The following is a 14,196-nucleotide window of genomic DNA, read 5'->3' on the forward strand; positions in this document are numbered from 1 at the left end:
GACAGGAAGAGCAGCTAGCGTTGAAGTCCTGCTCAAACCAAGAGGTCTACCCCTATAGCCTGCAAAGAGAAACTTCAAGCAAAGCTGCAAATCAATTGGCACAGGGGCACAATAGGCGATCTACTTTGCTCCACAAAACTCGATTTTGTTATCCATCTGACACAATAAGGCTCGCATCCTCTCACCACCTTGCTGGTAGTTATTTGCCAATAAAAACTGAGCAATCTCTACCATAGGTTCGAGTGAGTGGCCTTGTTGTTTTACAAAGTAGTTTAGCACGGGCTGCAATTTGGCTTGCTTATCTGCTTCTTCAGAAATTGCATAGGAAGCCGCCAAACGCTGCAATGTCTCCATCGGTATATCTTCAGTAAAGCCATACTTCTCAAGCAGCCCATTATAGTGCGCTTGTAAACTTTCCAAACCTCCCTTCTTTACCTCTCTGCTTGGGTTCCAAGCTGAAAAGCTCTTGCTCAAAGCAAAGCGAAGTGAAGCGTGGCGAGTGGTACTGTGACTTTCTTCAGGGAAGTGCTTGGAGTTTAAGTTGCCCTTAGGCAAAGCGGCCAACTTTTTCGATATTTCCTGAAAAGGGCTCAGCATATGCTCGCCCTCATCAGCCATAGTCAGAGTTAATGGTGAGCGCCCATTAGCATCAAAATTTTCTGCCATAATTAGCTTACTTAAATAACCATCATCTAAAGAGGGGCTGAACGCATAGAATTCACTAAATGCCTTTCCGTCATGCAGCCACATATCGAAAACAAATCGACCGGCATTGGAATGACCAGACAATATACTATAAGGCGCTATTCGATAGTTTTTGTTCACATAGGGTATCAACTCACTTAAGACGAAATGATAAAACGGGCTTCTCTCTTCGCTTCCTGCAGGCTTAAGCTCTGGCCCGCGCCCCTCGATACCAACCACAATGAATTCAGGCAATAAATTTTCCAGCAGCGAAAGTGTTGCAACAGCTGGCAGGGTATCCCATTGGCCATGCAACACATAAATTACCGGGTAAGAGCTGCTTCCGTTTGAATAAGATTCAGGAAGGCTAACTTGAACCGAACGTTTTTCAGCCAGCACCGTAGAGTCTATATCCACCTTTTGGGCGTAACTTAAAGGCTTACAGTGCGCTAAGCATGTCAACAGCGACAAACACAAAAACAGAACATACTTCATAAGTATCACCTATCTTAAAATTTTGATTATTGTTATTCGCAACTTAACTCTATCCTTGTATAAGTTGAGCTGGGCTTGGAAAAATTATATTAAGAAGTAAGACTAGCCTGCCTAGTGTGGCGATGTAAATAAGAAACCTTAGAATACAAGCTCTTACATTTTTGCAACAATCAAGTTTTTACAAGCAAAAACACAGAAAACTGAGAAGGGGCTTTTCATAGACATTGAGCAACACTGTAAAATGAAGCCTGTATCTGCAAGCCAATAGAAATAAAAAAGGCGAGCATATAGCCCGCCTTTTTCATCAAGAGTTTAAACTTACAAACGCTCGATAATAGTACTAATGCCCTGCCCTAAACCAACGCACATGGTCGACAAACCATAACGTCCATTGTTTTGCTGCATAACATTTAACAAGGTGCCGGTAATACGAGCACCAGAACAACCAAATGGATGACCCAATGCGATTGCGCCACCGTGTAGGTTTACCTTTTCATCCATGCAGTCAAGTAAGTTTAAGTCCTTCAATACTGGCAAGGCTTGCGCTGCAAAGGCTTCATTCAGCTCAACATAATCGATGTCTTCGATGCTAATGCCAGCACGCTCTAGCGCTTTCTGAGTTGAAGGTACTGGACCGTAACCCATGATAGAAGGATCAACACCGGCAACCGCCATCGCACGAATAACCGCCTGCGGTTGAATACCTAGCTCTTCAGCCTTTTGCGCTGACATAACGATCATGCACGATGCGCCATCGGTAATCTGAGAAGAAGAGCCAGCCGTTACAGTACCACCCTTAGGGTTAAATACAGGCTTCAGCTGCGACAGACCTTCCACGGTAGTTTCAGGACGAATCGTTTCATCTTGCTCAACCAACACTAGAGCACCATTGGCATCATGGCCCTGAATTGGAATAATTTCGTTATCAAAACCACCTTCAGTACGAGCTTTGTGGGCTAGACGATGAGAACGCTCAGCGAACTGATCTTGTTGCTCACGAGTCATGCCGTGCATTAAACCCAACATTTCAGCGGTTAAACCCATAGCGCCTGCGGCTTTTGCTACGTGCTTGGCTAAGCGCGGGTTAGGATCAACACCGTGATCCATAGCAACGTGCCCCATATGCTCAACACCACCAATAACAAACACATCACCATTATTGGTTTGAATGGCTTGAGCTGCGGTGTGCAATGCCGACATGGAAGAGCCACACAAACGGCTAACGGTTTGGGCCGCAGCAGTGTGAGGAATATCGGTCATTAAAGAAACCATACGAGCAATGTTCATGCCCTGCTCTTTGGTTTGGTTTACACAACCCCAGATCACATCTTCAACCAAAGCGGGATCTACTTTAGGGTTACGCGCCAATAGGCCGTTGATCAAATCAGCCGAAATATCTTCCGCACGACGGTTACGGAAACAACCATTTTTGGAACGACCCATTGGGGTACGACCAAAGTCAATAATTACTGCATCTCTTGGATTTAAGCTCACGTCTTAATCTCCTATTATTTGGCAGGTTCTACCTGCCAATTGCTATTCGGATTCAGGTCTTTTAAGCGTGGCTTAAAAGAAGGTTTCGCCATTTTTGGCCATTTCACGTAAACGCTCGGTCGCCTGATACATTTCGCCGATCTCAGCGTATTTGTCAGCGCGAGCAACAAACTCAGCCACACCCATATCATCGATATAGTGCAATGCACCGCCGCGGAATGGAGGGAAACCTACACCGTAAATTAGGGACATATCAACGTCGTTTGCACTGTCGGCAATGCCTTCTTCCAAACAACGAACCGCTTCAAGACACATTGGAATCATCAAGCGATCAACAATGGTTTCGGCATCGAAATCCTGGCGCGCATCAACATGATCAGCCAAAAGATCCCAAACGGTTTCATCAGCGACTTTCTTCTGACGACCACGGCGATCCAATTCATACTTGTAGTAACCCGCATCGTTCTTCTGACCATAGCGACCAGCTTCAAACAACACTTCGGAAGCACTCTTATAATCAGCTGACATACGAGTCGGGAAACCTTCACGCATAACCGCGCCTGCTTTCACACCCGTGTCGATACCAACAACATCACACAAATAAGCTGGACCCATCGGCCAACCGAACTTCTCCATAACCTTATCGATCTGGACAAAGTCAGCACCTTCTTTAACAAGGCCCATAAAGGCACCCATGTAAGGGCTTAAGATACGGTTTACCAAGAAGCCTGGACAGTCATTAACAACAACCGGTTTTTTGCCCATCGCCAAAGCGTAAGCCACGGTACGAGCAACCGCCTCATCATTGGTTTTCTCACCACGAATAACTTCTACCAAGGGCATTTTGTGCACAGGGTTGAAGAAGTGCATACCACAAAAATCTTCTGGGCGCTTTAGCGCTTCAGCCAAGTAGCTAATAGAGATAGTTGAAGTGTTAGAAGTCAGTACAGCACCTTCTTTCAACTTAGTTTCAGTTTCAGCCAATACAGCATGCTTAACCTGAGGGTTTTCTACCACCGCCTCAACAACAATATCAGCTGTTTCCATACCTTCGTAACTAAGAGCAGGATCAATCGCATTTAAAACGCCAGCCATTTGTTCGGCTGTCATGCGACCACGCTTAACGCGAGTGGACAACAACTTAGTGGCTTCACTCAAACCTAGGTCGATACCCTCTTGAGCGATATCTTTCATAATAATTGGCGTGCCTTTAAGGGCTGACTGGTATGCGATACCGCCACCCATAATACCAGCACCCAACACGGCCGCTTTTTCTACTTTAGCGGTAGATTTCTTGGCCCAGGTTTTACCGGTTTTAGCCAACTCTTGGTCACCCAAGAACAAACCAACTAAATTCTTCGCTACTTCGGTTTTCGCCAGTTTGGCAATACCTTTCGCTTCTTCCGCCAATGCACCATCACGATCCAATTTAGCGGCTTTTTGCATAACCTTAATTGCCGTTACAGGTGCTGGGTAATGAGGGCCCGCTTGACCGGCAACGAAAGCTTTAGAGGTTTCAAAGCTCATCATCATTTCGATGTCGTTCAACTGTAATGGCTGAAGCTTCTCTTGACGCTTAGCTTGATAATCAAGTTTACCGGCAACCGCCTGCTCTAGCATGGCGATACCCACTTCTTTCAATTTAGCAGGCTCTACTACAGCATCCACAGCACCGGCTTTAAGTGCAGCATCTGCACGCTGTTCTTTACCAGAAGCGATCCACTCAATGGCATTATCAGCACCAATAACGCGAGGCAAACGCACGGTACCACCAAAGCCAGGGATAATACCCAACTTAGTTTCTGGCAAACCGATCTTGGCTGCGGTCGACATCACTCGGTAGTCGCAGGTCAAAGCCATTTCTAAACCACCGCCCAATGCGAAACCGTTTACACAGGCAACACTTGGGAAAGGTAAGTCTTCGATAACATTGAAAACTGACTTATTGGTTTCTAGTACACCGGCAGCAATATTTTCTTCGGATTCAGAAAAGTTGTTACCAAATTCAGAAATATCTGCACCGACGATAAATACGTCTTTACCACTGGTGACCAATAGGCCTTTTACATTATCTGCAGAGCGTAAGGTTTCCGCAGCTTGACGCAACTCATCGGTGGTCAAGGCATTAAATTTATTAACTGAATCGCCTTCGAGATTGAAATTCAACTCAGCAAACCCGTTATCTAGCTGGGTTACTGTTATGGCCTTTCCTGAAAAGATCATCTATCAGCCTCACTTTGTGAATGGAATAAAGTTTGAACACTTTTGGCGCCTAAAGGCACGCTACGCGCCCAACTTTAGGGTGTAACAAGGTTAAGGATTCGCCCAAAAACGGCCAATGGTAAATCCGACCACATTGCCTGACATAAAAGCGCCCAGTATTTCGCCTCACGAATCATTGCTGGTAATAATAAGCCCCACGACTATCACCTCTGTGAATCATTTACCATTCAGCATGATATGTTGGGAATAGGCAAAGCCTGTGACATGCTAAAGCCCAATATTTACCATCATATTAGGCTGCCAGCAGCCCAAAATGACATAACCTTTGAACTAAAATAATAAAGCAATTGAGAACACCATGAAGCTAAACGATAAAATCATCGTCATTACCGGCGCAGCCAACGGAATTGGTAAGGCCCTAGCACAGCGATTCGCCCAGGAGTCACCTAAACGATTGGTCCTTGCAGACATTGATGGCGATAGTCTAAACGCCATCTGCCAAGACCTGCCAATGGCCGAGGCCAAAGTCTGTGATATCGGCACCGAGGAAGGCGTACAAGAGCTGGTAAACAGCACCCTAAGTAAGCATGGGCACATCGATCTATTTTGCGGCAACGCCGGCATCTTGCGCCTCGGCGGCGTAAATACCAGCGAAAGTGACTTTCAAAAAGTATGGGATATCAACGTGCAATCCCATATATGGGCTGCCAGAGCCGCCCTGCCTAGCATGCTAGAGCGCGGCAGCGGTTATTTTTTAATCACCGCATCCGCTGCAGGGCTACTTACTCAGCTTGGCTCACTAAGCTACTCGGTCAGTAAACATGCCGCGCTTTCCATTGCGGAATGGCTGGCAGTAACCCACGGCCACCAAGGCATCAAAGTTTCAGCCCTTTGCCCACAGGCGGTTGAATCCAATATGACCGCCGGCACCGACGGCAGTGTCGCGGGAATTGATGGCATGTTGCCTGCCGAAACTGTCGCTGACTGCGTGCTTGAAGGCATAGACAGTGAAGAATTCCTAATCTTGCCACACCCTAATGTTAAGCAGTATTTTCAAAATAAAGCCAACGACTACGGCCGCTGGCTAGGCGGCATGCAGAAACTGCAACAGCAATTTGCTGCACTCATGCCTGAAAATGTACTCGATGGTAGTCAGGACTTAAAGTAAAAGGGTTTACAAGATGGCAAATGTATTGGCGACAGAGCACTTAGGCTATGGCGTGTATTGCATTGATACTGGCATGGGGCGCCCTGGGCTGGCGAGCTGTTATTTAATCGTAGACGGTGAAGAAGCTGCCCTTGTTGAAACCGGCACACATTTGTGTGCCGCCACCATCATTGCGGCAATTAAGGAATTGGGCGTTGAGTTAACGCAGTTACGTTACATTATCCCTACCCATGTTCACCTTGACCACGCTGGGGGCGCAGGTACCTTAATGGCGCAATGCCCTAATGCCACGCTATTGATTCACCCGCGCGGTGAAAGGCATATGGTTGAGCCTGAAAAGTTAAAAAATGCCACCATTGCGGTTTATGGCGAAGAAATATTTGCCGCCACTTACGGCGATCTCATTGCGGTGCCAGCAGAGCGAGTCATTAGCGTTAATGATGGTGAGTTTCATATGCTCGGGAAAAGAAAGCTCACTTTCTTAGATACCCCAGGACATGCGCGTCATCATTTTTGTATTTATGATGCGCAAAGTCGTGGGATTTTTAGCGGTGATACTTTTGGTGTTTCCTACCCGGCGCTCAATCAAAGCTGCGATGGGAATTTTATTTTCCCACCAAGCACGCCAGTACATTTTGACCCTCCAGTATGGAAACAGAGTATTGAGCGATTAATGTCACTGCAGGCCGAGCGAGTGTACCTTACCCACTACGGCATGGTTGAGCAGCTCGACAAGCTCGCTGAAGATTTAATAGTTCAAATCGACTGCTATGCTAAATACGCTGAACAGCGAAGCGAAGCGCTGGAGAAAATAGAAGCTGACATCTGTGAAGACAGCATCCGTAGATTGCGGGCAATGAACTGCCAGCTAAGCGATCAAGATATTCTTAGCATTATTGGCTTGGATCAAAAGATCAACGCCCAAGGCCTAGCCCATTGGGTTACGAGTCGTTAAAACCATTCCATCTTCGGCTAGCGGAGTTTTCCTCTCCGCTAGCACTCTTCACACCCTGCTATTAATCTTGGTAATCCACTCAAATACCCTTATTTGTGCCGATACAGGCAATACGTCCAACTACCAATCAGTAGACACATCACAATTTAAATAAAACTGTCATATTAATATTGGATGCTAACGAGCCGGCAGGATGCCATCTGGTAGCAAGAAGCTATTTGATGTGAGTTAACAATATGCGTGGCGAATTACAAAGTATTATTGCCGATAAGTCGGTAAATAGTTTATTCCAACCGATCATAGATAAAGCAAGTGGTGAAATATTTGCCTATGAGGCATTGAGTCGCGGCCCATCAGACAGCATTTTACATTCCCCCACCCAACTGATTGAGCAAGCTCAACAACATGGGCTTTTAGCGGCTATCGAGCATCTATGCCGACAAAGAGCTATTGAGCGATTCTGTGACTTATCTTTACCGGGAAAACTATTTCTAAATGTTTCCCCGCAAACCATTCAGCAAGTTGATCACCAACAAGGGCGAACCCTAGAACTACTTGCTGAATACGACATTAGTCCAGACCAAATCGTAATTGAACTAACCGAACAACACCCCGGCAGCGACGAAGGCGCTGTTATAAAGGCCCTGCAATACTATCAAGAAATGGGATTCGCCATCGCCCTAGATGACCTTGGTGCCGGCTATTCATCCCTACGATTATGGTCACAAGTAAAACCTGAATTTGTCAAAATTGATCGTCATTTTATCGAAGGCATAGAAGCCGACCCTACCAAGCAGGAGTTTGTTCGCTCTTTTGTTGAAATAGCACAATCCATGCATTGTAAAGTTATTGCTGAAGGCGTAGAAACGGAATCAGAGTTTGAGTACCTATGCCAATTAAAAGTGGATTATCTGCAGGGCTATTTTTTCTGCCGTCCCAATGCACGACCACCTACGACCATTCGCCTTAGCCGTGTCGTTCGCTCACATGCCGAAAGGCGCAATGGACATGGCGTTTATGCTCGCAATCTTGCAATACACTCAATCAATGTCACAGAAGAAAATACGGTTGAGGAAACGGTACAACTGTTTCTGAATCGACCCAGCATTAACTCAATCGCTGTAGTAAAAGATAAAAAGGTGATTGGCATAGCAAATAGAAGCCGACTACAAGGTCTACTCGCCAAACCTTTTGGTCGAGACCTTTACGCCAGCCGATTGATATCCTCTGTTATGGAAAAAGCTCCACTGATTGTAGATGCTCAGCTTAGCATTGAGCAGGTTAGTCGCATGGTTACCTCTAGAGCCAGATACCATCAAGAGGATGACTTTGTTATCTGTGATCAGGGGGAATTTTTGGGTATTGGTCATGTTATCGATCTCCTCAAACAGGTTACCGAACTGCAACTTAAGCAGGCCCGCCACGCCAACCCCCTTACCCAGTTACCTGGACTAATCCCCATCAACGATTGTATAGAACAGCTGCTCGCAGGCCAGCGTGATTTTGTTGTTTGTCATTTCGACATAGATAACTTTAAACCATTTAACGATGTTTATGGCTTTTCAAAAGGCGATGAAGTTATTTTAGCCCTGGGACAAAGCTTGAAAAGTCACGCCGATAACGCCAGCGATACCGTGGGTCATATTGGCGGAGATGACTTCGTGGTACTGTGGAACAGTGAGGACTGGCAGCAGCGACTTAAACGGGTAGGACAAAGTTTTAGTAACATCAGCCGAGATTTATATTTGCCAGAGCATGTTCAGGACGGAGGTTTTGAATGCAAAGACCGCTACGATGAAACTCGCTTCTTCCCTTTGACGAGTATTTCCGTGGCCGCCTTGAATGTAAAAACCAATCAGTTCAATAATGCCTTTGAAATATCCAGCGCGCTATCACCTCTCAAAGCCGCCGCTAAACAAGTACCGGGCAATTCCCTAGTTATTAACCAGGCGGGAAATGCCCAGCAATTATAAGAGGCCATTTAGAAGCCTCTACCATCTAATAAGCCACCATCACTTTTAAGCCACTGCCAACCTATTCTTATGCTCAGCGCAAACAATCAGCAATATTAAAAGCAAGCTCCAATACCTGCTGAGCATTTAGGCGTGGATCACACTGGGAGCGATAGCAGTTTTCAAGATCTGCTTCGCTAACATGGTAGCTTCCACCAAGGCACTCCGTAACATGTGCTCCTGTCATCTCCAAATGCACACCGCCTGGATGTTGCCCCTCAGCTTCAAGCACCTGAAAGAAATTTTGAATTTCTTTCAAAATCTCATCGAATGAGCGGGTTTTAAAACCATTTCCAGAGGTTACCGTATTGCCGTGCATAGGATCGCTAGACCACACTACTGAGCGTCCTTCACTGGCAACCTTAGCGGCTAAAGCCGGTAGCTTTTCGGCTATTTTATTTGCCCCCATACGGGTAATTAGAGTTAATCGACCTGCTTCATTTTCAGGATTCAAACGATCAATCAAGCGAATCAAATCGTCGCCATCGACGCTTGGACCAACCTTAACGCCAATAGGATTTTGAATGCCCCGCATGTACTCAATATGGGCGCCATCGAGTTGGCGTGTCCGCTCACCAATCCAAAGCATATGGGCAGCACAGTTGTACCACTGCCCGCTGAAGCTGTCTTGTCGTGTTAAGGCCTGCTCATAATTAAGCAATAAAGCCTCATGGGAGGTATATAGATCGGTTCTGGCTAAGGCTGGATGAGTTTCACTGCTGACACCACAAACTTCCATAAAATCCAAGGTGTCCTGAATACGCCCAGCCAATTCTTGATAGCGAGCACATTGCTCATTGCCTTCAACAAAGTCTAAATTCCAACGGCTAACCTGGTGAAGGTCCGCCATGCCACCTTGCACCATAGAGCGAAGCAAATTCAAGGTTGCCGTTGATTGGTGATAAGCCTTAAGTAATCGCTCTGGATCTGGCGTTCTAGCGCCTGCGGTAAAATCCGTCGCATTTATGATGTCTCCGCGATAGCTAGCAAGGCTAACACCGTCACGCTGTTCGGTATCTGAAGACCTTGGTTTAGCAAATTGTCCCGCGATGCGCCCTACTTTCACCACCGGCTTTCGTCCGGCATAGGTAAGTACAATCGCCATCTGCAATATGACTTTCAGAGTATCGCGGATTTGATTTGCAGAAAAATCCCGGAACGACTCTGCACAGTCGCCACCTTGCAGCAAAAAAGCCTTTCCATTGGCAACATCAGCTAATTGCTGCTTTAGACGCTCAGACTCCTTTGCAAACACCAAAGGCGGTTGCTGAGCTATTTGCTCTAGCACCGCTTTGTGAGCGTCAAGATCAGGGTATGTGGGTTGTTGCAGGATTGGGAATTGCTGCCAACTATTGGGGGACCAATTCATGAATGGGGTTCCAGCTAATCAAATAAACAAAGGCTGGGATTGTACCGCATTCACAGAGACTGCAAAGCGCTATTTAATTTACTTATAAACTGTCTCTACATCACGTCGCTACAACAGCTTAAAAACTATTTCTGATTTTCACAGACAGTATCAATTGCACAAGTAATTACGGTGACATTCTGATAGCCCAAGCGCTTTAATTGCTCAGCGGCAAGAGTCGCACGTGCGCCTGAAGCACAATGAATGTAGATAGTCTGAGCTGGGTCTGGGTGGCTAGCGGATAGTTTCATTTCCAGTACCCCTCTAGGAATATGCACCGAATTAGGTGCTGGCTTATCGGCTACCTCAGCCGCCTCGCGCACATCGATAACAATTCCATCATTGGTACTTTGCTCAGCGAAAGCATCTTCTGCACTAAGACAGCGTAGCTCTTGTCTAGCCTCACTGATTAATTCGGGTATTGAGCGCAACATAGGGATTCCTGAAGTACAGCCATAAAACACAATATTAGCTTATACTTATATTAAATCAAAGTGCTTAATGGCAATCTTCTGCCGGAAAAGCTGTGATTTGCTGAATCAAAGCTCTGGGCGCCCACCAACATAGGTTATGAAAATTTGGCTCACTCTCAAGGAACGGGTTTTTTAACACAAATAATTTAGGCTGCTTCTTTTCAAGCCAGTCGATTTCTTCTTGGAAGTGCTTTTTAAACAGGCTTCTCATGCGGCCATCTTGCATGGCACGAAAAAAGCCATAATTGATGCGCTCCATTATCCATTGATAGTCCTTATGCATATAAAGGTAGATGGGATATGGGTAGTACCAAGCATATTCTTCAAACACTTGAATATCAGGAAAACGGCTTTGCCAGTATTGCTCTTCTATAAAAATTTGATTTAAGCCCCGTGGAATAGCATCAAATCGATCAGCTTCCAACATAGGAAATAAATTACTGTAATGAGGTGTACCAACCAAAGTTAAGTCATTCGCTTGCAATACCGAGTAATCCCGCCAATGCTGACCAAAACCAATACGTAACTTTGTCCGCATTTGCTCAATAGATTGAATGCCTGAAAGCTTTTCTAGATTTTGCTTATGGCTTAACAACATTCGAAACCCCATCAAGCCCGCCACTAAATGACTTTCTGTGCGTATAAGCTCAGGAAGTTGAAACTGGCGATGTTCAGACAGCGTGGCAAACATCGGGAATTGCCCATTGCGCATAATAGAAACAGCACGTTGCTGAGTCAGGGGGCGAGTCCATGGTTGTAAACGCAGGGAAGGTTTTTGTTGAGCTGTATAACTTAAGATCAACTCCATAGCTTCAGTTCGAAAACGATGGCGAACATGGGTTTGAAAATACCAAAGATCGACAGCGACCGTTTGGGAGACTTCGCTCGAAGCACTAGTATGGGCGTGAAGGTGTTTAGAATTAAATAGGAAGAAAACAGCGATACACGCAAGTACGGATACAAAACGAGGATTTCGAGTGAGAGAAAGTTGCCTGAACAATGTGATATTCCTCAAGGTTATAGACAGCCCGGCGTCCATACATCAAGGCAATATTCTATAGCTAGCGTGCTACACAAACCAGAGTTTGTTCCAAAGCTCTCTAACTTGTAAAGCAAAAACAAAAAAGGCGGGCTATGCCCGCCTTTTCAAGCAATAAAAGTGCTTACCAACCGGTAATTTCTTTCAATGCTTCACCGATATCCGCCAAAGAACGAACGGTTTTAACACCCGCGTCCTGTAGAGCAGCGAACTTCTCATCAGCCGTACCTTGGCCACCAGAAATGATCGCACCGGCGTGACCCATACGCTTACCTGGAGGCGCAGTAACACCTGCGATGTAAGATACAACAGGCTTAGTAACATTGGCCTTGATGTAAGCAGCAGCTTCTTCTTCTGCAGTACCACCAATTTCACCAATCATCACAATCGCTTCGGTCTTATCATCGTTTTGGAACATTTCCAAAATGTCGATGAAGTTAGAACCTGGGATTGGGTCACCACCGATACCAACACAGGTAGACTGGCCGTAACCAAAGTCAGTTGTTTGCTTAACGGCTTCATAAGTCAAAGTACCAGAGCGAGATACGATACCCACTTTACCAGGCAAGTGAATGTGACCTGGCATAATACCAATCTTACATTCACCTGGGGTGATAACACCTGGGCAGTTAGGGCCGATCAAACGTACGCCCAACTCGTCACACTTAACTTTAGCGTCAAGCATGTCTAGAGTAGGAATACCTTCAGTGATACATACGATCAACTTAACGCCAGAGTGAGCTGCTTCCAAGATAGAATCTTTACAGAATGGCGCAGGTACGTAGATTACAGAGGCATCAGCACCAGTAGCTTCAACCGCTTCACGCATGGTGTTAAATACCGGTAGACCAAGGTGAGTCGTGCCACCTTTACCTGGGGTTACACCACCAACCATGTTTGTGCCGTACTCAATCGCTTGCTCAGAGTGGAAAGTACCCTGGGAACCGGTGAAACCTTGACACAAAACTTTAGTGTTCTTGTCGATTAATACGCTCATTTATTTGCCCTCCGCAGCTTTTACAACCTGCTGAGCAGCATCGGTCAAGCTAGTTGCCGCAATGATGTTCAAACCGCTGTCGGCTAGAACTTTAGCGCCTAGCTCAGCGTTGTTACCTTCTAGACGTACAACCACAGGAACTTTTACGCCTACTTCTTCAACTGCACCGATTACACCTTCAGCAATCAAGTCACAGCGCACGATACCACCGAAGATGTTGATCAAAACAGCTTCAACACTTTCGTCAGACAAGATGATCTTGAACGCTTCAACAACACGCTCTTTAGTCGCGCCGCCACCTACGTCAAGGAAGTTTGCCGGTGCACCACCGTGCAATTTAACAATGTCCATGGTACCCATGGCCAAGCCAGCACCGTTCACCATGCAACCAATGTTACCGTCTAGTGCAACGTAGTTTAGCTCCCACTTAGCCGCATGCGCTTCGCGCTCGTCTTCTTGAGTAGGATCGTGCATTTCTTTGATCTTAGGCTGACGGTACAAAGCGTTAGAATCGATGTTGATCTTACCGTCTAAGCAGTGCAAGTTACCCTGATCAGTGATTACTAGAGGGTTAATCTCAAGCAATGCGAAATCGTGGTCTTGGAACATCTGCGCCAAGCCTAAGAAAATCTTAGTGAACTGCTTGATTTGATCGCCTTGTAAACCCAACTGGAACGCCAAGTCACGAGCCTGGTATGGCTGTGCGCCTACCAATGGATCAATCTCAGCCTTCAAGATTTTCTCTGGAGTTTCTTCAGCAACTTTTTCAATCTCTACACCACCTTCGGTGGAGGCCATGAAAACAATGCGACGAGTAGAACGGTCTACTACTGCACCCAGGTACAATTCCTGGTCAATATCGGTGCAGGATTCAACCAAAATACGGCTAACAGGCTGACCATTTTCGTCTGTCTGGTAAGTTACCAGGTTGTTGCCTAACCACTGTTTGGCAAACTCTTCGATTTCCGCTTTGTTATCAACCAGCTTAACACCGCCAGCTTTACCACGGCCACCTGCGTGTACCTGAGCTTTAACTACCCACTTATCACCACCGATAATAGCGGCAGCGCCTGCGGCTTCAGCTGGTGTCTCTGCAGCGACACCTTTGGAAACCGGCAAACCGTATTCGGCAAACAATTGTTTGGCCTGATACTCATGCAAATTCATGATGCTTTTCCGTTAATTGATCCAATGCTGCGAACAGCATATTTCTGTTTATTTACGCCTATGCATTATTGCCTAGAACGT

At 46.1% G+C, this 14,196-nt stretch carries 11 protein-coding genes; 3 read left to right on the forward strand and 8 right to left on the reverse strand.

The genetic code is table 11. The features are described from left to right. Positions 1 to 120: 120 nt before the first annotated feature. From Q1A41_RS10010 to fadB, 3 genes are all read right to left on the reverse strand, one after another. Positions 121 to 1,179 carry an alpha/beta hydrolase-fold protein gene (locus tag Q1A41_RS10010; RefSeq protein WP_299978021.1) on the reverse strand — a complete coding sequence of 353 codons (1,059 nt, stop codon included), beginning with the start codon at positions 1,177 to 1,179 and terminating at the stop codon, positions 121 to 123. A 318-nt stretch (positions 1,180 to 1,497) separates the two neighbouring features. Beyond that, positions 1,498 to 2,673 (reverse strand): acetyl-CoA C-acyltransferase FadA, encoded by a 1,176-nt coding sequence (gene fadA, locus Q1A41_RS10015; protein WP_299978024.1) that lies wholly within the window; start codon positions 2,671 to 2,673, stop codon positions 1,498 to 1,500. A 72-nt stretch (positions 2,674 to 2,745) separates the two neighbouring features. Further along, positions 2,746 to 4,896 carry a fatty acid oxidation complex subunit alpha FadB gene (gene fadB, locus Q1A41_RS10020; protein ID WP_299978027.1) on the reverse strand — a complete coding sequence of 717 codons (2,151 nt, stop codon included), beginning with the start codon at positions 4,894 to 4,896 and terminating at the stop codon, positions 2,746 to 2,748. Positions 4,897 to 5,254: 358 nt separating this feature from the next. On the opposite strand from fadB, the gene Q1A41_RS10025 reads away from it, so the two are divergent. From Q1A41_RS10025 to Q1A41_RS10035, 3 genes are all read left to right on the forward strand, one after another. Then, entirely contained in the window at positions 5,255 to 6,064 is an 810-nt protein-coding gene (locus Q1A41_RS10025) for an SDR family oxidoreductase (protein ID WP_299978030.1), read from the forward strand. Positions 6,065 to 6,077: 13 nt separating this feature from the next. Beyond that, entirely contained in the window at positions 6,078 to 7,019 is a 942-nt protein-coding gene (locus tag Q1A41_RS10030; protein ID WP_299978033.1) for an MBL fold metallo-hydrolase, read from the forward strand. A gap of 236 nt (positions 7,020 to 7,255) precedes the next feature. Beyond that, positions 7,256 to 8,992, forward strand: a complete 1,737-nt coding sequence (locus Q1A41_RS10035; protein WP_299978036.1) for a bifunctional diguanylate cyclase/phosphodiesterase — start codon at positions 7,256 to 7,258, stop codon at positions 8,990 to 8,992. A gap of 73 nt (positions 8,993 to 9,065) precedes the next feature. Here the strand turns inward: Q1A41_RS10035 and Q1A41_RS10040 are convergent, their stop codons facing one another. The 5 genes from Q1A41_RS10040 to sucC form a co-directional block, all read right to left on the reverse strand. Continuing rightward, positions 9,066 to 10,400: a class II 3-deoxy-7-phosphoheptulonate synthase gene (locus Q1A41_RS10040; protein WP_299978039.1), complete on the reverse strand. Its 1,335-nt coding sequence runs from the start codon at positions 10,398 to 10,400 to the stop codon at positions 9,066 to 9,068. A 125-nt stretch (positions 10,401 to 10,525) separates the two neighbouring features. Continuing rightward, positions 10,526 to 10,873, reverse strand: a complete 348-nt coding sequence (locus tag Q1A41_RS10045) for a rhodanese-like domain-containing protein (RefSeq protein ID WP_299978042.1) — start codon at positions 10,871 to 10,873, stop codon at positions 10,526 to 10,528. Between the two features lie 64 nt (positions 10,874 to 10,937). After that, positions 10,938 to 11,912: a hypothetical protein gene (locus Q1A41_RS10050; RefSeq protein WP_299978045.1), complete on the reverse strand. Its 975-nt coding sequence runs from the start codon at positions 11,910 to 11,912 to the stop codon at positions 10,938 to 10,940. 163 nt (positions 11,913 to 12,075) lie between these two features. Next, positions 12,076 to 12,948, reverse strand: a complete 873-nt coding sequence (gene sucD, locus Q1A41_RS10055) for a succinate--CoA ligase subunit alpha (protein ID WP_299774240.1) — start codon at positions 12,946 to 12,948, stop codon at positions 12,076 to 12,078. Further along, positions 12,949 to 14,115: an ADP-forming succinate--CoA ligase subunit beta gene (gene sucC, locus Q1A41_RS10060; protein WP_299774242.1), complete on the reverse strand. Its 1,167-nt coding sequence runs from the start codon at positions 14,113 to 14,115 to the stop codon at positions 12,949 to 12,951. It lies immediately after the preceding gene. Between the last annotated feature and the right edge of the window lie 81 nt (positions 14,116 to 14,196).

Origin of the sequence: uncultured Pseudoteredinibacter sp., from assembly GCF_947502065.1 — a bacterium.
GTDB lineage: Bacteria > Pseudomonadota > Gammaproteobacteria > Pseudomonadales > Cellvibrionaceae > Pseudoteredinibacter.

What these genes read in the sequence shown, in the direction of transcription:
- Q1A41_RS10010 (WP_299978021.1), bottom strand. Translation starts at nt 1,179, where the DNA reads ATGAAGTATGTTCTGTTTTTGTGTTTGTCGCTGTTGACATGCTTAGCG.
- fadB (WP_299978027.1), bottom strand. Translation starts at nt 4,896, where the DNA reads ATGATCTTTTCAGGAAAGGCCATAACAGTAACCCAGCTAGATAACGGG.
- Q1A41_RS10025 (WP_299978030.1), top strand. Translation starts at nt 5,255, where the DNA reads ATGAAGCTAAACGATAAAATCATCGTCATTACCGGCGCAGCCAACGGA.
- Q1A41_RS10030 (WP_299978033.1), top strand. Translation starts at nt 6,078, where the DNA reads ATGGCAAATGTATTGGCGACAGAGCACTTAGGCTATGGCGTGTATTGC.
- Q1A41_RS10035 (WP_299978036.1), top strand. Translation starts at nt 7,256, where the DNA reads ATGCGTGGCGAATTACAAAGTATTATTGCCGATAAGTCGGTAAATAGT.
- Q1A41_RS10040 (WP_299978039.1), bottom strand. Translation starts at nt 10,400, where the DNA reads ATGAATTGGTCCCCCAATAGTTGGCAGCAATTCCCAATCCTGCAACAA.
- Q1A41_RS10045 (WP_299978042.1), bottom strand. Translation starts at nt 10,873, where the DNA reads ATGTTGCGCTCAATACCCGAATTAATCAGTGAGGCTAGACAAGAGCTA.
- sucD (WP_299774240.1), bottom strand. Translation starts at nt 12,948, where the DNA reads ATGAGCGTATTAATCGACAAGAACACTAAAGTTTTGTGTCAAGGTTTC.
- sucC (WP_299774242.1), bottom strand. Translation starts at nt 14,115, where the DNA reads ATGAATTTGCATGAGTATCAGGCCAAACAATTGTTTGCCGAATACGGT.